The organism is Paenibacillus sp. FSL R7-269, from assembly GCF_000517865.1.
In the GTDB taxonomy this organism is placed as follows: Bacteria; Bacillota; Bacilli; order Paenibacillales; family Paenibacillaceae; genus Paenibacillus_AQ.
This window is the reverse complement of sequence record NZ_ASPS01000148.1, coordinates 24,290-42,740: the sequence shown is the minus strand read 5'-3', so window position 1 is coordinate 42,740 and position 18,451 is coordinate 24,290. Positions and strand designations below refer to the sequence as shown.

The 18,451-nt window shown below is 50.4% G+C and carries 18 protein-coding genes; 8 read left to right on the top strand and 10 right to left on the bottom strand.

Features of this window, described 5'->3' with window-relative positions:
* Positions 1–156: 156 nt before the first annotated feature.
* Entirely contained in the window at positions 157–726 is a 570-nt protein-coding gene (locus C162_RS33825) for a YdeI/OmpD-associated family protein (RefSeq protein WP_036702464.1), read from the bottom strand.
* 495 nt (positions 727–1,221) lie between these two features.
* Here C162_RS33825 and C162_RS33820 point away from each other — a divergent pair, with 495 nt between their 5' ends.
* Complete coding sequence (locus C162_RS33820; protein WP_156949772.1) at positions 1,222–3,303, top strand: methyl-accepting chemotaxis protein; 2,082 nt, start codon at positions 1,222–1,224, stop codon at positions 3,301–3,303.
* On the opposite strand, the gene C162_RS33815 is transcribed toward C162_RS33820, so the two are convergent.
* Together C162_RS33815 and C162_RS33810 are read right to left on the bottom strand one after the other, a co-directional pair.
* Positions 3,283–4,182 carry an NAD-dependent epimerase/dehydratase family protein gene (locus C162_RS33815; protein ID WP_036702460.1) on the bottom strand — a complete coding sequence of 300 codons (900 nt, stop codon included), beginning with the start codon at positions 4,180–4,182 and terminating at the stop codon, positions 3,283–3,285. The genes C162_RS33820 and C162_RS33815 overlap by 21 nt on opposite strands.
* 55 nt (positions 4,183–4,237) lie before the next feature.
* Positions 4,238–5,008 (bottom strand): sigma-70 family RNA polymerase sigma factor, encoded by a 771-nt coding sequence (locus C162_RS33810; RefSeq protein ID WP_051494133.1) that lies wholly within the window; start codon positions 5,006–5,008, stop codon positions 4,238–4,240.
* 137 nt (positions 5,009–5,145) lie between these two features.
* On the opposite strand from C162_RS33810, the gene C162_RS33805 reads away from it, so the two are divergent.
* A complete protein-coding gene (locus C162_RS33805; protein WP_268748828.1) occupies positions 5,146–5,763 on the top strand; it encodes an ATP-dependent Clp protease proteolytic subunit in 618 nt (205 codons plus the stop codon).
* Positions 5,764–5,782: 19 nt separating this feature from the next.
* Positions 5,783–5,989, top strand: a complete 207-nt coding sequence (locus C162_RS33800) for a hypothetical protein (protein ID WP_036702456.1) — start codon at positions 5,783–5,785, stop codon at positions 5,987–5,989.
* A gap of 164 nt (positions 5,990–6,153) precedes the next feature.
* Here C162_RS33800 and C162_RS33795 read toward each other — a convergent pair whose 3' ends face one another.
* A complete protein-coding gene (locus tag C162_RS33795; RefSeq protein ID WP_051494132.1) occupies positions 6,154–7,977 on the bottom strand; it encodes an acyltransferase in 1,824 nt (607 codons plus the stop codon).
* Between the two features lie 172 nt (positions 7,978–8,149).
* On the opposite strand from C162_RS33795, the gene C162_RS33790 reads away from it, so the two are divergent.
* The 3 genes from C162_RS33790 (at position 8,150) to nspC (ending at position 11,858) form a co-directional block, all read left to right on the top strand.
* Complete coding sequence (locus tag C162_RS33790; RefSeq protein ID WP_036702454.1) at positions 8,150–8,971, top strand: AraC family transcriptional regulator; 822 nt, start codon at positions 8,150–8,152, stop codon at positions 8,969–8,971.
* A 524-nt stretch (positions 8,972–9,495) separates the two neighbouring features.
* A complete protein-coding gene (locus tag C162_RS33785) occupies positions 9,496–10,695 on the top strand; it encodes a saccharopine dehydrogenase family protein (RefSeq protein WP_036702452.1) in 1,200 nt (399 codons plus the stop codon).
* A 26-nt stretch (positions 10,696–10,721) separates the two neighbouring features.
* Positions 10,722–11,858, top strand: coding sequence for a carboxynorspermidine decarboxylase (gene nspC / locus C162_RS33780; RefSeq protein ID WP_200869266.1), 1,137 nt, complete (start codon positions 10,722–10,724; stop codon positions 11,856–11,858).
* Positions 11,859–11,943: 85 nt separating this feature from the next.
* Here nspC and C162_RS33775 read toward each other — a convergent pair whose 3' ends face one another.
* The 5 genes from C162_RS33775 to C162_RS33755 form a co-directional block, all read right to left on the bottom strand.
* On the bottom strand, positions 11,944–12,345 hold the full coding sequence (locus C162_RS33775) for a VOC family protein (RefSeq protein ID WP_036702450.1): 402 nt from the start codon (positions 12,343–12,345) through the stop codon (positions 11,944–11,946).
* Positions 12,346–12,372: 27 nt separating this feature from the next.
* A complete protein-coding gene (locus C162_RS33770) occupies positions 12,373–12,837 on the bottom strand; it encodes a VOC family protein (RefSeq protein WP_036702448.1) in 465 nt (154 codons plus the stop codon).
* A 100-nt stretch (positions 12,838–12,937) separates the two neighbouring features.
* Positions 12,938–13,975 carry a hypothetical protein gene (locus C162_RS33765; protein ID WP_036702447.1) on the bottom strand — a complete coding sequence of 346 codons (1,038 nt, stop codon included), beginning with the start codon at positions 13,973–13,975 and terminating at the stop codon, positions 12,938–12,940.
* A complete protein-coding gene (locus C162_RS33760) occupies positions 13,965–14,471 on the bottom strand; it encodes an RNA polymerase sigma factor (RefSeq protein ID WP_036702445.1) in 507 nt (168 codons plus the stop codon). The genes C162_RS33765 and C162_RS33760 overlap by 11 nt, the downstream gene beginning before the upstream one ends.
* 156 nt (positions 14,472–14,627) lie before the next feature.
* Positions 14,628–16,160 (bottom strand): stalk domain-containing protein, encoded by a 1,533-nt coding sequence (locus C162_RS33755; RefSeq protein ID WP_036702442.1) that lies wholly within the window; start codon positions 16,158–16,160, stop codon positions 14,628–14,630.
* A 191-nt stretch (positions 16,161–16,351) separates the two neighbouring features.
* On the opposite strand from C162_RS33755, the gene C162_RS33750 reads away from it, so the two are divergent.
* Together C162_RS33750 and C162_RS33745 are read left to right on the top strand one after the other, a co-directional pair.
* A complete protein-coding gene (locus tag C162_RS33750; protein ID WP_036702438.1) occupies positions 16,352–16,975 on the top strand; it encodes a deoxynucleoside kinase in 624 nt (207 codons plus the stop codon).
* Positions 16,972–17,625, top strand: a complete 654-nt coding sequence (locus C162_RS33745; protein WP_036702435.1) for a deoxynucleoside kinase — start codon at positions 16,972–16,974, stop codon at positions 17,623–17,625. The genes C162_RS33750 and C162_RS33745 overlap by 4 nt, the downstream gene beginning before the upstream one ends.
* 262 nt (positions 17,626–17,887) lie before the next feature.
* Here the strand turns inward: C162_RS33745 and C162_RS34930 are convergent, their stop codons facing one another.
* Positions 17,888–18,307, bottom strand: coding sequence for a prepilin peptidase (locus tag C162_RS34930; RefSeq protein WP_051494131.1), 420 nt, complete (start codon positions 18,305–18,307; stop codon positions 17,888–17,890).
* Positions 18,308–18,451 lie beyond the last annotated feature (144 nt).

Genomic DNA, 18,451 nt, shown 5'->3' with positions numbered 1-18,451 from the left:
ACATCCCAGTACTTTCAATGTACCCATCACACATCCCCACACTTGCCGTTTGTGCAAACCATTCGGGAGCTATATGCCCCGCCTGTAAGGACAATTTGTCCGAAATCAAACTCACCAACAGAACTAATAATCCACCAGAACTATACTCCAACCGAACTAATACTCCAGCAGACGCCCACCGTCATGCCATTGGCCGTACATTTTGTTCACTCTGGTATTCTCTATGAATTTGTCCAATCTGCGTTCGAACAGCTCCGGCTGGCGGATGTAGCTCTGAATGGTGTCGATCCGCACCCGCTGATATAGCGCCGGGAAGGCCAGGAAATGGCGGTACACCTGCTCATCCGCCTTCAATCTCTGCTCAATCACGGGATCAATTCGAAAAGCTTCTTCATCCATATCCGGCAGGCACCGCCGTCCCTCGGCGCGCATCAGTCCCAGCTTCTCCAGGCGGCGGACGCGCTCCTTATTCAGCTCGGTCCATGAGCTGCGCTTGCTGCGCGGGGATAATCTCTGTATCAGCTTCGAGTCAGCCGCCGCCTTCTTCACCCCGTCAATCCAGCCGAAGCACAGCGCTTCTTCCACGGCGTCCAGATACAGTATCGTCCCCGGGAGCGGCTTGAGACTGACTTCTATCCAGCAAGAACCCTCTGTGGTGCTGTTCGCCATTAGCCAATCTCTTAATTCTTCTCTTGAAGTAGCTTCAAGCCTATTTTCAATGCTCACTGTTACTCTTCAGTCCCTTCTTGCGTATGCCTTCTGCGCTCTTGCTGGTACAAATCCTGCATATTATACAACTTCTCCCTCATTAAATTAATCCTAATCTGAAAATATTGCACAAAAGGCAGCATTCCCTCTACTCTAAGGGGTTGGGCGGCGATATTCCTGCATTTTGTGCAACAATCTTTAGAATTACCCTTTTATCGGTATATCAAAGTTGCAATTTGTACAACAACCGGGCCTGCCGCTGCTGTCACACCTTGTCTCTCTGACACCCACCGGCCCAATCGTCCCGTACAAATAAGCCGTGTTCCTATCCAATAGTCTTATTAGTCCAATTAGTCCTGTCATTCCTTAAATTCTGCACATTTGTTAACAGTTTCGCAACAGAATCTTTACGCTGCGCATACATAACTTAGGAGGACAATTAATATCCGGCTTTTACAATTAGAGAGTATTAGCAGAATATACCTATTGCAAAATCAGGCTGGATATGAAGGGATGATACTTTTGAAGGGGAAGCCGCTGCACTTTTCGATGAAATGGAAGCTGATCTTGAGTTTCTCGGCGATTACACTTATTTTTCTGGGCGTGGCTGTGTACCAGGGACATAAAATCAAGCAGGTCGAGCAATCCATGGAACGGCAGAAGAGCGAAATGGAGAATAGAATTACGGTCTCAACCATCACCCAGCAGCTGCAGGAGCTGAACCGTGCGGAGACTTCCTTGGCGGAATCCAGTGACCTGGAGCAGGCCGAACCGTTGCAGGAGAAGCAGCAGCAGCTGTCTGCGGAGCTGGTCAAGGTGAATTTTGAACAGGGTACGCATGCTTCTGCCAGTTATAAGCTACTGTCTGCACAAGCAAAAGAATATGGCGCTCTAACGAAAGAACTGGTAACGACGATATCGGACGAGACCCTTGATCCGCTGAGTGTGCTGGAGACCATAGATGGTATACATACAAAAGCGCTTGCGCTGAATCAGGACATGCTAAAGACTAACGGTGAGCTGTACACCGCTGCCGCTGCCAATGCCGATCAGGCCCAGGGGGTCTCCTTCGCTCTGCTGGATGATACCGTATCCATCGTGATGTACGCTGCGATCGCAGTCTCCCTGTTTATGCTGATGCTCGCTTGGCTGCTGATCCGCTCGTTCCTGTCACCAGTGCGCAAGCTTCAGGCGGCGCTCAGACAGATCGCGGAGGGCGATCTGCGGCAGCAGATTAACTCCCCGTACAATGACGAGCTGGGACAGCTGAGCCATCATTTCGACCATATGGTCGGCAGGGTACAGGAGATGCTGCGGCAGACCTTGTCTGCGGCAGGTTCGCTTGCCGATTACGCGCAATCTTTTGAGGAGTCTTCGGCCGTTACAGCGCATACGAACCAGAATATTGTAAGAACTATACAGGAGATTTCGCTTGGGGCAGACCAGCAGGCCAGCCAGTCGGAGCAGAGCACGCAGCTCCTGGAGGAGCTGGCCAGTGGGGTCCAGGAAATTACTGACTATACCGATGTAATGCTGACTACAAGTGAAGCGGCTAACCGGAACAGACAGCAGGGCTCGGATACCGTTACGGCTCTGCGCCACAGCTCCCGTCAGTCCCGGGAATCCATCGGCAAGGTGTATGGTGCGCTGGACAAGCTGGTGAACCAGTCCAAGGATATCTCGCGCATTACCCATTCAATCACCGAAATCTCGAAGCAGACGAATATTCTCTCGCTGAATGCGGCCATCGAGGCTGCCAGAGCGGGAGCAGCAGGCAAAGGCTTCTCGGTGATTGCCGATGAAGTCCGGCAGCTGTCCGTACAGACGAATGACTCCTCGGTGCATATCAGCAGGATTATTCAGGAGCTTGGGGCCGGTATGGCGGATTTCCAGGGACATATGCTGGAGACCCGGGACAGCCTGGAGCAGCAGGACCATCAGGTGGAGCAGACCCTGGCTTCCTTCGCCGCTATCGACGAATCGATTACAGGCATCAGCACACAGATCGGGCAAATTCACCTCAAGGTGGAACAGACCCGTACCCTCAATTCACGGCTTGCCGAATCTGTACATTCTGTTGCGGCTGTAGCTGAGCAGACGGCGGCCGGAGTTCAGGAGGTTAACGCTTCCAGCACCCAGCAGGATCAGGCCATCGGGGACATTGCAAGGCAGGCCGGGGAGATTAATGAAATCTCGCAACGGCTGTTCCGGGAGATCAATGTGTTCAAAATACCGGAGGCTGCTGAGGACGGAATTACACGGGAAGCAGCATCTGAGCAAGAATCAGCAGCGGATTCCGGTTCAAATTCAAGTTCAGCACATGCAGATACAACGGTTCGCGGAAGGGTGCAGGCATCGAAAGTGAAGGCGCAAGCGAAGACAGAAGAGCATATCCAGGCCAAGCCACAGCAGGAGATGCATAAGAACCTCACGCAACAGACGAGAAAAAAGGCAGAAGCCGAAATTCAACGGCCCCTGCCTGCGGGAATACCGGTGCAGGATAAGCCTGCGCCCGGCCTGAGTACATTTGTTAACGAACCGCAGAAAGAGATCTCCAAAGAGCTGGAAGAGGAACTACTGGTCCTGGCGAAGTGAATGGGTCAGCGACGAGACCAGCTCTGGGAACCACTCTGATAAGGATAGGAAGCTGAAGCCCGCCGAGCGGGCTTTTGCCGTATCCATGAACCAGGATGCACCGATGCCAAAAGGGGATTGCTCTGCTTCCGCCGCCTCACACTGGACGACAGCCGTCCTTCCCGTGATCTGTTCGATGATGGAAATAACGCTGCCAATGGTCAGGGTGCCGTCCGAGCAGGCGTTCACCGGCCCCGTGACAGCTGAGCCCTCCCGGCCCAGCCAATGCAGGAAATCAGCCGCTTCGTCCGAACGGATGAACGAGATCTCCGCCTGCGGATTAGGAATGCCAATCAGTTGACCTGCCAGAACATGCTCGATGTGAAAATGCAGCCGGCGCGTATAATCATCTGTGCCCAGCACAATCGGAAAACGTACCGCAGCCACCGGGAAATCCGCTGTCTGAAGCAGAATCGCTTCGGCTTGCCTTTTGCCTTCCTGGTAACTGACTTCCGTCTTTCCGCCAGACTTCAGCGGATAATACCAAGGATCGAAGTCCGTTTCAGCCAGCGCCTCCGGCTGCGGATCGTACACGGATAAGCTGGAAGTCAGGATATACCGCTTGGTCCGCCCGGCCCAGATCCGCACAGCAGCAGCCGCCTCATCCGGCGTGTAGCAAATATTATCGTAGACGATATCCCATAAAGTATCCCCGATAGCTTGCTCAAGCGCCGCTTCATCCGTCCGGTCCACAGCCAGCCGGGTCACACGCTCACCGAAGGTATCCTCAGTTAGCCCCCTGGTCAGGATGGTGACCTCGCTGTCCTGGTCCTGGAGCAGCAGCTCCACCAGTCTTTTGCCGAAAAATCTCGTTCCTCCAAGCACAAGCACCTTCTTCATGGGTTCACTCTCCTAAGTTATAATCAGAGCAGAGCCACTGCTCCATTCATCCGTATTATGCAGCCATCTGAAGCCCGCCGTATGCAGGTGCTCCCTGGGTATAGGCGTATCTGGTGTTGTCTGTATACATGGAATACACGGACTGAACGGTAAAGTTGCTTACAGCAGCGGTTACCTCCCCGGCGTTCTCCTGGCGGAGCAGCTCCAGTAATACTGGAATCTGCCCTTGCTCATAGGCCTCAGCCAGCGCCCGCAGATAACCCCGGTAATCGGCATCCTGCGGAAGCGCGGGACCTTCATGCTGGATCAGCTCCTCCCGGACCTTGCTCAAGGCTTGGCGTGCACGGTGCAGCGCTGCTTTGACCGCGCCTTCCGTCGTAGCCAAGAGTCCGGCGGACTCGGCGGCTGAATACCCCAGTACATCGCGGAGGACCCAGGCGGTCCGCTGCGGCGGCGAGAGATGGGCGAGCAGCGCCTGAAAGGTCAGCTCCGTCCCGGTCAGCTCCTCTAGGGCTGCCGCAGCAGAAGCTGGATCGGTTGACACTCCAGACCGTTCCATGGCACGGATGAGCGACCCCCGGCGGCGGGAAGCGTCAATCCAGGTATTCTTGGCAATCCGCAGCAGCAGGGCTTCGGGATTGGGGCTGATGGTGAATTTGCGGTAGCCGAGCGCTTTGGCCCAGGTCTCCTGCGCCAGATCGTCGGCGTCGCAGCGGGAGCGGGTGAGCGACAGGCAGTAGCGCTGCAAGGTTCTTCCCAGCTCCTGAAGATGTCTTGTATCCATAGCTATCGTATCCGGTGTCCGGTGATGTTCAAGAATCGTCATAGTGGCCCTCTCCTTCGATGGGTTGCGTTGCTTCTATTATATAAACGAACAGCACAATGTAAAAGATACGCACCCCGCTATTTCCGCACCTCTTCCGCCCACCGTATCTTTTCGTGCGGGTGGACCGTTTACAGGGTATCCACACTAAAACAGATCAGAGGAGGCACACCAGAATGAGCGTAATCCCCTATGTGATTGAACAGACAGCCCAAGGAGAGCGGTCCTATGATATTTATTCCCGGCTGCTGAAGGACCGGATTGTATTCGTGGGTGCGGCAATCGATGACGGGCTGGCCAATAGCATTATCGCGCAGCTGCTGTTCCTCGCGGCCGATGAGCCGGAGAAGGATATTCAGATGTTCATTAACAGCCCGGGAGGTTCAACTACCGCAGGCTTCGGTATTTATGATACGATGCAGGTAATTAAACCTCAAGTCAACACGATCTGCACCGGTTTTGCTGCTTCATTCGCTTCACTGCTGCTGCTTGCGGGAGCCACTGGCAAAAGATCGGCCCTGCCGAACAGCGAGATTATGATCCATCAGCCGCATGGCGGGGCGCAGGGGCAGGCCAGCGATATTGCGATCAGCGCCAGACGTATTCTTCAGATCCGTGAGAAGATTGTCGGGATCACCGCTGAGCGGACCGGCCAGCCGAAGGAGAAGGTGGAGAAGGATATGGACCGGGATTACTTCATGTCGGCTGAGGAGGCACTGGAATACGGAATTATTGACACCATCATCACCCATTTGTGAGACGAAGGAGAGGAAGAGCATGCTGGAAGCGCTGAAGGGACAGGAAGTTCATATTCATTTTTTGGATGGTACAAGTGTTAGAGGTGGCGTATTGGAGGAGCTGGATGAACGGTTCGTGAAATACAGTACGGAGTATCAGACCCTCTACATTCCCATTACCTCGATCCGGGCGGTAGAGCTGCAGACCAAGGAACGCGAGCGTCCGCGCGTCGGCTTCGGGCAATAACCAGGAGCAGCCTATAAAAGCGTACAAGACCCCGTCATCACTGCTCAGAACGAGCGGAGATAACGGGGTTTTTGCGCTGAAACGGTACCGTCCTTTTAAAGGACGACAAAGCCGTTTCCACTTATGAAAATAAGTTCAAGCCGCCTTCTGGGCGCAAGCCGCGTTTATACGGATAACGAGAAGGCAGGCTCCAGTCGGTGAACTCCCTTCGGGGAGTAGCCCAGGGCTGAGCTTAACCCGCACAAGTCCGCCAGCAGACAGATAATGCTTAGCCACATCTCCGTGCCCTGCAGGCCGGTCTCCTGCTGCCGCGACAGTTGGAAGGCGAAGCCGCGTCCGGGAACCCAGAAGGGCAGCACTTCGCCGAGCAGCTTCTCTGCCCAAGCGCGAATCTCCGCCTGCCGGTAATCACTCTGCTTCAGGCAGAGCCAGAGCGGGTGGACGACATCCAGCACGTTGCAGGCATTCAGCGCGTCCAGGCGGAAGAAGCGGCGGTCCCGGCTGTGAGCCAGCACGGTATCGATGCTCTGCTCCGGGTACGGCAGGGGCAGGCCGAACTGTGCATAGGTAGCGCGGGTAAGCCGGTAAAAGCCGTTCACCGGCTGCAGCCAGCTCTCCTCCGGAGTAGGCAGACCCCACAGCCCGGAGTCCCGGCTGCAGTGCGTCGCCAGCCAGCCGAACAGATCATCCGGGCGCTTGCCGGAGCCGAAGGACTTCAGATTGTGATACAGCCCGGTAGCATAGCAATCAATCCAGTCGCCGCCGCCCCAGGCATTGTCCGCCCAGGGCAGACTATCAAGCTGCTGATACAGTGTGGCGGTATCCATATTCTCGGCCACGGCTACGGGATAGGTTAGAGCAGAACCTAACACCTCTAGCGCGTAGCCTACAGCGAGAAGATGATAACGCGAGAGATGATCGGTTAACAGCTCCGGCTGATCCTCCGGTCCGGGCGGCGACCACGGGTCGGGCAATAATCCGGTCCCGCTGTCCTGGAACTGGTGTAATGTGGCGGTCAGCTCCTCCTTCGTCCAGCCGGGCGGCAGACTGCCGAACATCGCAGCAATTTCCACAGCATCGCAGTACGCCCTTACAGTCCGCCCCGCTCCAGGCCGGTCCCGGAACAGCTTCTCTCCCTCTATCGTTTCGGAGTAGAACGCAAGCAGGGGAGTTAGCTGCTCCTGCACCTGCTTGCTGAAATTCGCGAGCTGCTCATACAGGCTTGAAGGAGCAGGCTCCGCTCCGCCAAGCGGCAGTACCCCGCTGCCCATTCCCGCTCCTTCAAGCTTAGCAGTATCTGCCTCATATTCAGCAGACGACAGTCTCTGCGCATCCGCTACATGCTCTGCGTATTCGCCAGCCTGCTCTTTCATCTCCATTGCTGCATCCTCCTTATGATCTTCTGTCACTGTCTTCCCGGCCAGACGGCTGCGGATCAGCTTGGCCGGATTGCCGCCGACAATGCTGTACGCCGGTACATCGCGGGTTACGATCGCCCCCGCCGCAACAATGCTGTGCGCCCCGATCCGCACTCCGTCAAGAATCACGGCATTCGCCCCGATCCACACATCATCTCCAATGACAATGCCCTTGACTGTCAGAGGCTGGCGGAAGACCGGAACATCCGTCACGGCATAGCCGTGATTGAAGCCGTATAGACTTGCATGGGAAGCAATCCGTACGCCATTGCCCATGGTAATATCGCCTGACAATATACTATAGCTGTTAATAGAGCAGTCGCTGCCTGTGACCAGCCGTGTGCTGCGGACAATCGCACCTCCGGCGATGTAGCTCCGGTCGCCAAGCGTTAGCTGATCCGGCAGCACAATGGCTTGCGGCGAGACGAAGCAGGCTTCCCCGAAGGTGCAGGGATAATCCGCAGCAAGCTGCTGCTGGTGCCGGTCCTGCTGAAGCCTTTCTTGTTCGGACAGGCCAATCCAAGGCATGTAATCCAGGGCTTGTGCCGTAGTGGACAAGGTTTCAGTCATCTGGTATCTCTCCTTCATCATTCCAGCCGTTAATGTCCTAAGTGTAGCAATGAATGCAGGGGAGTGGCATGGTATAATGAACAGAACTGGCATGTCAAAAACGCTTCAGAAATGAATCCCTGATTGATCCCATCCCTGGTAAATGGCAGGACGAGAAACGGAGGAGCTATACATGGAGGAGATTCCGCAGAATCTGGTGATGGATATCCACTGGATTCATGACAAGACCACTTTTCCGCACTGGAGAGATATCCGTCAGAATATACATGTACACAGCCTGTACTGGATTCAGGAGGGGGAGGGAGTGTTTCGGACAGATACAGAGGAGTATCCGGTGTCGCCGGACATGCTGTTCTATCTGCGGCCGGGACTGTCCATGGAGATGAGCAGCGGAGGCGGGGAACCTTTGCGGATCACTATGATCCTGCTCTCGCTGTATACATTGTCGCCTTCGGCGGACAATCAGGGGAGGGTAGAGCCGCTTCATGAACTGCCCTTGCCGTTCCACCTGAAGCCCGGGGGGGAGCCGGGCAGAGCGCTGGGTGAGCTGTTCCGCCGGATTGCCGGCGATTTTGTTCCGGGTAGTCCCGGAAGCCAGCTTAAGACTCAGGCGCTGCTCTATGAGCTTTTGTACGAATTATTTCAGGCTAAGGAGAGCGGTAATCCTGACCGGGGACAGGGATACGAATTATTCTTACGGATGAAGGAGGAGCTGGAGCGGCGCTTCAGTGAACCCTTGCAGATCCATGAGCTGGCGCTGCGCTACGGCATATCCTCCTCGTATGTGCGCAGTCTTTTTCAGCAATATCTGCACAAGAGTCCCAAAGGGTATTTAAGTGAAATCCGCTATGAGCACGCGAAGAAGCAGCTGCTATACACCAGGCTAACCCTGAAGGAGATTGCGGACGCCTGCGGATACAGCGATGAGTTTCATTTCAGCAAAGCCTTCAAGCAGCTCAGCGGACAGCCGCCGTCTGTGATGAGGTCCCTTTAATCCCGTAACCGCTAGGCACGACGGAGGTATGGGATAGAGAGGGTTACGCATAATAAACACATGGACTGATGGGATCAGATTAGTCAACATTGGGCGACCTTTACACTTATCAGTTAACGGTAGAGAAAAACGGGTAAGTTATTATAATGTGCCTTATTTGCACTTTTGTCCGGCTGACCTTGCTTAAATTTAAAATAAAATGTTGAACAACACCGCCGTTGTGATATAATTATCCGGTTGGCCTGATGGACTGAAAAGTGGACAGTCTCCTTAGCTGATTTTCAATTTATTAAGTTTAAAAGCGTAGGAAAACGAAGGATTTCAGTGTAATGAAGTGAATTACAGAGTATTAATGGAGAAAACTGCAGATTTTACACGGAAGATCACAGTTTTTGTCGGAATTTATTGATTTATTGAGAAAGTTTCGGTATAATCAGCGTTGTTGATTTTTCATAGGATGTAGCCTGTTCCAGAGCAGCAAGGCTAATAACTAATAACTTAAGCAAAATTAGGGGGTTATTAATTTGGGAAAAGCGTTAATTATTGGCGCTGGCGGTGTAGCGAGCGTTGTTGTTCATAAATGCTGCCAGAACCCGGATGTATTCGAAGAGATTTGCATTGCCAGCCGTACGGTATCGAAGTGCGATGCGCTCAAAGAGAAGCTGGACGGGGGCCTGACTAAGATTTCTACGGCCAAGCTGGATGCTGACAACACGGAAGAAGTCATTGAGCTGATCAAGAGCTTCCAGCCGGATGTCGTGATTAATGTGGCTCTTCCTTACCAGGATCTGACGATCATGGATGCCTGCCTGGCTACCGGAGTGCACTATGTGGATACAGCGAACTACGAACCGCAGGATACGGCGAAGTTTGAATATTCCTGGCAATGGGCTTACAAGGAAAGATTCGAGAAGGCCGGAATTACAGCGCTGCTCGGCAGCGGCTTCGACCCTGGCGTAACCGGTGTATTTACGGCTTATGCGCAGAAGCATTATTTTGACGAGATTCATACGATTGATATTGTGGATGCGAACGCGGGCGACCACGGTTATCCGTTTGCCACCAACTTCAATCCTGAGATTAATATCCGCGAGATTACTGCGAACGGACGTTACTTCGAGAATGGCGAGTGGATTGAGACCGCGCCGCTGTCTGAGAAGAAAGTATACGATCTCCCGGAGATCGGTCCGAAGGATATCTATCTTTTGTACCATGAAGAATTAGAATCACTAGCTGTTAACATTCCTGGCGTGAAGAAGATCCGCTTCTGGATGACCTTCTCGCAGAACTATCTGACCCACCTGAAGGTGCTTGAGAATGTCGGCATGACTTCTATTGAGCCTATTAATTATGAAGGTAAAGAGATTATTCCTTTGCAGTTCCTGAAGGCTATTCTGCCTGACCCGGCTTCCCTGGGACCGAGAACCAAAGGTAAAACCAATATCGGCTGTATCATTCAAGGAACCAAAGACGGTCAGCCTAAGACCTATTATGTCTACAATGTCTGCGATCACGAAGAGTGCTATAGAGAGGTTGGCTCACAGGCCATTTCCTACACTACCGGCGTTCCTGCGATGATCGGGGCGATGATGATTATCAAAGGGATCTGGAACAAACCGGGCGTACACAATATCGAAGAGTTCGATCCCGATCCGTTCATGGATGCTCTTAACAAACACGGCCTGCCTTGGCAAGAAGATTTCTCGCCGACGCTGCTGGATTAAGGCGCATGGCCATGAAGAACAAGGACATCGATATCGATATCAGCAATCTGCCGTCCCCTGCGTATCTGGTGGATGAACGGCTGCTGACGAAGAACCTGGAGACCCTGAATTATGTGCAGGAGAAGAGCGGAGCCAAGATTCTGCTTGCGCAAAAAGGCTTCTCCATGCACGCCATGTACCCGCTGGTCGGCAAATACCTGCATGGCGTAACCTCCAGCTCCCTGTTCGAGGCCCGGCTGGGCTTCGAGGAGATGGGCAAAGAGGTTCATGTCTATGCACCCGCTTATGTTGACCGTGAGTTCGATGAGCTGCTTCGATACAGCGATCATATGGTATTCAACTCGTTCGACCAGTGGAGCCGGTTCAAGCAGCGCGTGCAGAACGCGCCGAAGCAGATTAGCTGCGGCATCCGCGTCAATCCGGAGTATTCCGAGATTGAAGTGCCGCTGTACGATCCTTGCTACAACTTCTCGCGTATGGGCGTAACCCTGCCGAACTTCCGGCCGGACGAGCTGGACGGCATTGACGGACTGCATTTCCACACCATGTGCGAACAGAACTCGGATACGCTGGAGCGTACGCTTAAGGTTGTAGAAGAGAAATTCGGCCAGTACCTGCACGGGATGAAATGGCTGAACTTCGGCGGCGGGCATCATATTACCCGTCCTGACTATGATCTCGACACCTTGATCAAGTGCATTCTGCATATGAAAGAGACTTATAATGTAGAGATCTATCTGGAGCCGGGAGAGGCCGTTGCCCTGAACACTGGTTATCTGGTTGCTACGGTACTCGACACGATGCATAACGGCATGGATATCGCGATTCTCGATTCTTCGGCGGAATGCCATATGCCGGATGTGCTGGCGATGCCTTACCGCCCGGCCATCATCGGTGCCGGAGAACCGGGTGAATTCGCTCACACCTACCGGCTTGGAGGCATGACCTGCCTGGCAGGCGATATCATCGGCGATTACTCATTCCCGGAGCCGCTGAAATACGGTGACAAGCTGATTTTCACCGACATGGCGCATTATTCTATGGTGAAGAACCACATGTTCAACGGCGTCAACCTCCCGGCCATCGCTTCTTATAATGAAGCAGAAGGCCTCAAGGTGATCCGCGAGTTCGAATACAGTGACTTCAGCGGCCGGTTGTCTTAATCGGTTGATGATAATAATAGAAGCGCCCCTTCAGCTTGGCTGAGGGGGCGTTTTTTTGCGGCATTGTATTAATCTAACAGGGTGGTCAGACTAAAATGATTTGCCAGCGTATTCCAAAGGGATCGACCAGAACAGTATATAGCTTACTGAAAAACTGTGGCCCGATTTCTTGTAAAACTTCGCCTTCTTTACTCAATACATCGAAGGCCTTATAGAACTCAGCCTCCGAGTCCATCCTCACATTAAAGCCTAACATGTTTCCTGCATCATGCGTATCTACCGTGTCGCTCATATTAAACATTGTTCCACAGATTGTGAGGGTTGAATGCATGACTAGATTGGACATTTCTGATGTGATAGTCATTCCGGAGTTGTCAGGGGCTTCTTGGAAGAGCATCACTTGTTTGTCGGTCACCTTAAATGCCCTCTCATACAACTGAATGGCTTCGACACATTTTCCTGGAAAATGTATAAATGGTGTTATCATAAAAACGACCTCCCCTTAAATGGCTAACTAAACTCCTAATAGAGTTTTGATATGGTCTTCAGGATAGCCGGTCTTGACAGCAATGGCTGCTGCTGACATACCTGACCGGTACATGTTAACTAGCGTAGTCTCCATGTCTTCTCCTACCTCAACAATATGCTGATCATAATCATAGAAACGTAGTACGCTCTGTCCCCAGGGCTGTTCCTTAATATCGTGCAATAACTCAAACCCGTCAGCCACAATCCGGTCTCTTAACGAGTAAATATCCTTAAATTCAAAATAAATAACGACATTATGTGTTTTGGATGCGTTGTCAATTTGATGAATTAACTCTGTAAAAAACGATTTTCTATACAGCGCCAAACCGCCTTCAAATCCAACATTATATAAGCCAAAATCAGCCTCTACTTTACATTTAAGAATATCTTCGTACAACATTCTTGATCTCGCTATATCTTCTACTACCAAAATTGTTGATTTGAAGCCCACAATAGCCCCTCCCAAATTTGCTATAGATGATTTTACTAAGCTCATTGTATATTATCGTGCCTGGTTTGTATTGCACAAAAGCGACATTCAGACAGTGACTTCAGCGGCCGGTTGTCTTAATCGGAATCTTTTTACCAAAGAATACGAAAGAATCGATTTCTTTATCATTAATAACACGATCAAAAGTTTTTAGTGTAATGAGCTGGTTACTTGTATAATAGCTCGTAGACATTCCTGTGAAAATTCTAGTTGTTTCTGAAGTGCCATCTGTAAAATTTATAGTGATAGGCAAGTCATCCAAATATATATTTGGACCAATTTCCTTTGATTTGAAGACGAATTTATCTATCTCCTTTAATGAATCGCTCTCAATTTTTAAGGTAATTGAGATGGGCGAGACAGAGATCGTCTTTAAGGTTGCCTTATAACCATACAGTGAAATGGCCTGATTAATCTGATGAAGGGTAGAATACTCTTTGAAATCAAGCTTAAGTGAGGTTTCCCAGGAACCAGATACTACGGTATCAAAAATACCGGGAAACGGATCAGCTGCTTCTAAATCTCTAAAAATAATATCAACAGTTTGACCAGCTAAGGAATTATCGGTCATTATATTCATAACCAAACTTATTTTGTTGTCATAAGGATTCCCGTCATCGAGTACCTGGTATCCTGTACTGTACGAGCTTTGAATAGAGTCGATATTGGCATGAAAACGATAACGGGCTGCATTCAAAATAGTGCCTTTAGGAGCGGTAAAGTCCATTAAAATGTAAGTTAGATTGCTGTCACCGATTACCTGCTTAATGGCAACAGAACCCTGTTTATTTTTAATTATTTTATTTATTGTATAAGCACCATTGGACATATGTACAACCTGATTCTTATTGGATGGTTTAAGAAATTGAATCAGTGCTTCATCAAGTCCTGTATATATTGCTGCAAAAGCTGTTGTGGTTAATCCAACCATCAGGACAGCAGCAAGTATAGTATATCTTCTAAGTTTAATAGGAGCAGTTCTTCTTTGACTTTTATGATTAATCTGGCTATTTGTTAAAAGATTTTGAAAAATTTTTTCTTTTTGATCCTTTGTTGGCGTCAATGCTTCAAAAGCCTCATGAATATTTTTAATCCTCAATATAATCTCCTCCCAAATCTAACTTAAGCCGTTTACGGCCTCGAAATAATTGTGTTTGGATTGTGCTTTCTTTGCAGCCTAACATTTCAGCGATTTCCTTTACTGTGTATTCCTCGAAATAATATAGATACAATACGGTTTTGTATTTTTCGGGGAGCGAAAGAAGTTTTGAAAAGACTTTACCCGAAGGCTCAAAACCATTCCAAGTAACAGCCTCCGGCAAACGCTCTAATGCCACACGGCGGGTTCTCCACCAATGTTTAAGAATATCTTTACAGTAGTTTCTAGTAGTTACTGTCAACCATGCTTTTTCATGCTCGTGGTCATTAAAGAACCTTGGAGTGTTAATTAGTTTGAGGAACACAGATTGAACAGCGTCTTCAACATCAACAGGATTTTTTAAATACATATAGCAAAGCCGGTAGACCAGATCTGCATGCCGTTGATAGAGTTCAGCGAATTCTATATCTGTGTCTAACAAAGAGCTGGATTTCATTATTTCGCCTCCTATAAACAACACGATTGAAGGTTTCAAAATATCTCAAAAGGCGAATTTTAGATTATTCTTTGTTTATATACAAGATCAAAAATAAAAAAGGACCATTCTCTATTTGAGAATAGTCCGCTATATTTTTATTTCAGGATAGAATCCTTACTTCATACTAATCGCAATCCGGCTCTCCTGCGGCAGCCAGTCGACCTTGGCCCCGAGCTGTTCGCTGATGAAGCGCAGCGGCAGGTAGACGGTACCATTAACTACAAACGGCGGTGTTGCCAGAGTGACGTTTTTATTATTTACGGTGGTGGCTCCGTTCACGGTGTTGATGACGATGGTTAGCGGAGTTTTATCGGCAGCGGTACCGGTGATCGTTACTACTTTGTCCATGGAATAACCGATAGTAGCTCCCATCTTGCTGAACAGTGAACGCAGCGGAATGAAATTCTGTCCGTTACGGGTAATGACACCATTGGTGAAGGCAATGGATTCGCCATTCAGGCTAACGGAGATTGGCTTTTGCATCGGAACGGGCTCTTTGTAGCTGAATTCATAAGTACCGTACCCGAGCTCAGCATTCTTGTTCACGCCCCACCCCCAGAGGGTGCCGTCGTTCTTCTGCATAATGACATGTCTTCCTCCGCCTTTTATCGACTGGATGTCGGAAGCAAGCAAGGTAAACTTTGCATTTGGCGACATAAGTTCTGCGGCAATCGAAGCCGCATAGACCTTGCCGTCTGAGGTCAGAGCGACAATTGATTGTTCAACAATGTACGCATCGGTCACCTTGCTGATCCCTGAGAAGACAACCGGAACGGGTTCATCCTGATACGTGGTTCCATCCGAATATCCAGTGACTGTGGAGCCCCAGAACCAGAGACGGGATTGCTTGTCAATCGCGAGCCGGCTGCGCCCGTTGTTGTACAGAGTGCGAATATCTTTTAAGCCGGAAAAAGGAGTTGCAGTTATCTTCGCCGGGTCACTATAGGTCTCCGGTAAATAACTATCCTGGTCCGGCCAGGTCCAGACGCTGCCATCCTTACTGAGCGCATAATTCTGTTCGAGCTGGACAATGTCCTTCAGATTGGCGACCGGTGTAAAAGTGGCAAGTTCGTCAATGCTGGTCCAGACCGTCCCGTCTGTCTTCAGGAACAGATAGCGCTGCCAGTCGCTAAACTTATTGTTAAGCTTGTTGCTCTCGGAATATTGAGAGATGGCTGTAACGTGATCCAGGCCGGGAACAGGCGCGAACGGAGGTGTCGTATTGTCGTCGGTTGACGTAACTGAAGTATAGACTGCACCCTCTCCAGTGACTGCCAAATGACGCGGGTATACTCTTTGGAAACTGGTTATATTCTTCAATTCGGGCACAGGTGTAACTTCAATGGCCATAGTCCGGGCGTTGCTCTCCCACTTCCAGACCGAGCCATCCTTGGTGGTTACCATTGCACTGTAATATAAAGGGAAAGAAGCCTGTACATCACTTAGTCCATGTACCTGAGTAGGTACGGACTTCGTCTCCCCCCAGACCCACAGGGTCCCATCGTCCTTAATCAGATAATCGGGTCCGTAGGAGGAGATGCCGGAGCCAACGTCATTAGCTGCTGCTGTTGCAGCCTCGGGATTCCCCAGAGTCAGACACGCCGTCAAACCCACCACCATGCTCACAAGCAAAATTCTTTTTTTCATCACGATATCCTCTACTCTCTATAGGAAATTACTGAATTAGGTAAATAAAAGAATATATTACCTTGAATATAGACGCTGCTTGGCCCTGAAAAGTTTCTTTGAAAATTAACCGTTGCTTGCGGTGCTCCTGTGGTACAATAATTTAGTCTGTTTTTTGGAATTGTCCGTACTTGAGGAGGAAATTAGCGTTAATGAAACATGCACCTTTTATAGCCGTGGAAGGCCCGATTGGAGCCGGTAAAACCACCCTCGCCACGATGCTCGCCACCGAACTACAGCTTCCGGTCATTAAAGAAATTGTCGACGAGAATCCGTTTCTGGACAAGTTCTATCAGAATATGGACGACTGGAGCTTCCAGCTTGAGATGTTCTTTCTCTGCAACCGGTTCAAGCAGCTTGAAGACACAACTGTGCAGTACATAGATCAAGGGAAGCCGGTCATTTCGGATTATCATATCTATAAGAATCTGATCTTCGGGGAACGGACGCTGAAGGGATCGAAACGGGACAAATACCGGGAGATCTATCATATTCTGACCGATGATTTCCCCAAGCCGAACATCATTTTGTATATCCGGGCGGATCTGGATACGTTGCTGGCCCGGATTGCCAAGCGTGCGCGTACATTTGAAGAGATCATTGCCCCTGCCTACCTCCAGCAGTTAATTGAGGATTATGACGATGCAATGGCCTCACTGGCCCGCCGCGAACCGTCCACCGTAATCGTCACTATCGACGGAAATCAGGTGGATTTCGTGGAGAATCCCGAAGATTTCAACACCATCGCGAAGCAAGTAAAGGAGCTTATGAAATGAGTAGTTACAACATCCCGAATGATGCCATTATCACTGTGGCCGGAACCGTAGGTGTCGGCAAGTCGACGCTGACCGCAGCACTCGCGCAGCGCCTGAATTTCCAGACCTCGCTGGAGCAGGTAGATCATAACCCGTACCTGGAGAAGTTCTATCACGATTTCGAGCGGTGGAGCTTCCACCTGCAGATCTATTTCCTGGCCGAACGCTTCAAGGAGCAGAAGAAGATGTTCGAGCTGGGCGGCGGGTTTGTGCAGGACCGTTCGATTTATGAGGACACAGGGATTTTCGCCAAAATGCACGCCGATCAAGGCACCATGTCCCCGACCGATTATGCTACGTACACCAGCCTCTATGAGGCCATGGTAATGACGCCATATTTCCCGCATCCCGACGTGCTGATCTATATTGAAGGCAGCCTGCCTTCGATCCTGACCCGCATCAATGAGCGCGGACGCGAGATGGAGATCCAGACCGACGTCTCCTACTGGGAGCATATGCACGGCCGCTATTCCCAGTGGATTAACGAATTCAGCGCCTGTCCGGTGCTGCGGCTGAATATTGATGAGTACGATGTGCATGATCCCGCCTCGGTGTCTGCCATTCTGGATCAGGTAGGCCGGACGATTGGGCAGCGGGTGGCACAAGCATAAAGTGTTTATTTACAAAAAAAAGAGCGTTTCACAGCCGATAGAGACTGTGGAACGCTCTTTTTCGTTAGGACGAACGATTAGTTCGATTGATCTACATAATAATTAGCGGTTTACCTGAAAATTATGCTGTCTATAGGTCTGTATAATATTTCGCATTTGCACCTTAATTTGGGTAATGTGGCCTGTTTCAAATCACCTGCCATTGGATTAATTAAAAACAGAAGGAAATATTACCAATTGAGAAAAGCTAAATCAAATGAAGTTAATACATAATTAACACAGTCAGAATGACTGGAACAGTAAGAAAAGGAGCGAAGGGCACGGAGCCGGGAATATCCTGCCGGTAAGTCCGCTTCAAGAGCAGAACCGCAGCACATAACAGACAAGCCGCACCGAACAGGGCCAGATTCAGGAGTCCTCCCAGCCATACCCCTACAGCCGAGATTAGCTTAATGTCTCCTGCTCCAATTGAACGAGAGTACCTGCGCAAGAGAAGAAGGGGGGCGGCGGGAAGAAGCAAACCGTTAAGCGAGTTCAGCAGAGACCCGTACAGGATCATATGAAGAATGCCCACTCCCAGAATTAAGACTGTCAGAATATTGGGAATCTTGCGCCGGCGGATATCATTTAAGCTACATAGGATCAGTATTAGCATAAGGCTGGATAACAGTAGGAGTTTCATATAGGACACCGCCTCGGATTCTGTGTGCTGTGCTGGGTTTTGTGCTCTGCACTATTAGTCGTTTTATGGAAAATGTTCTCATGATGTGCCGTATTGTGTCAAGGCTGAAGGCCGGGGTTCTATACCAGGCAAATTTACAATGAA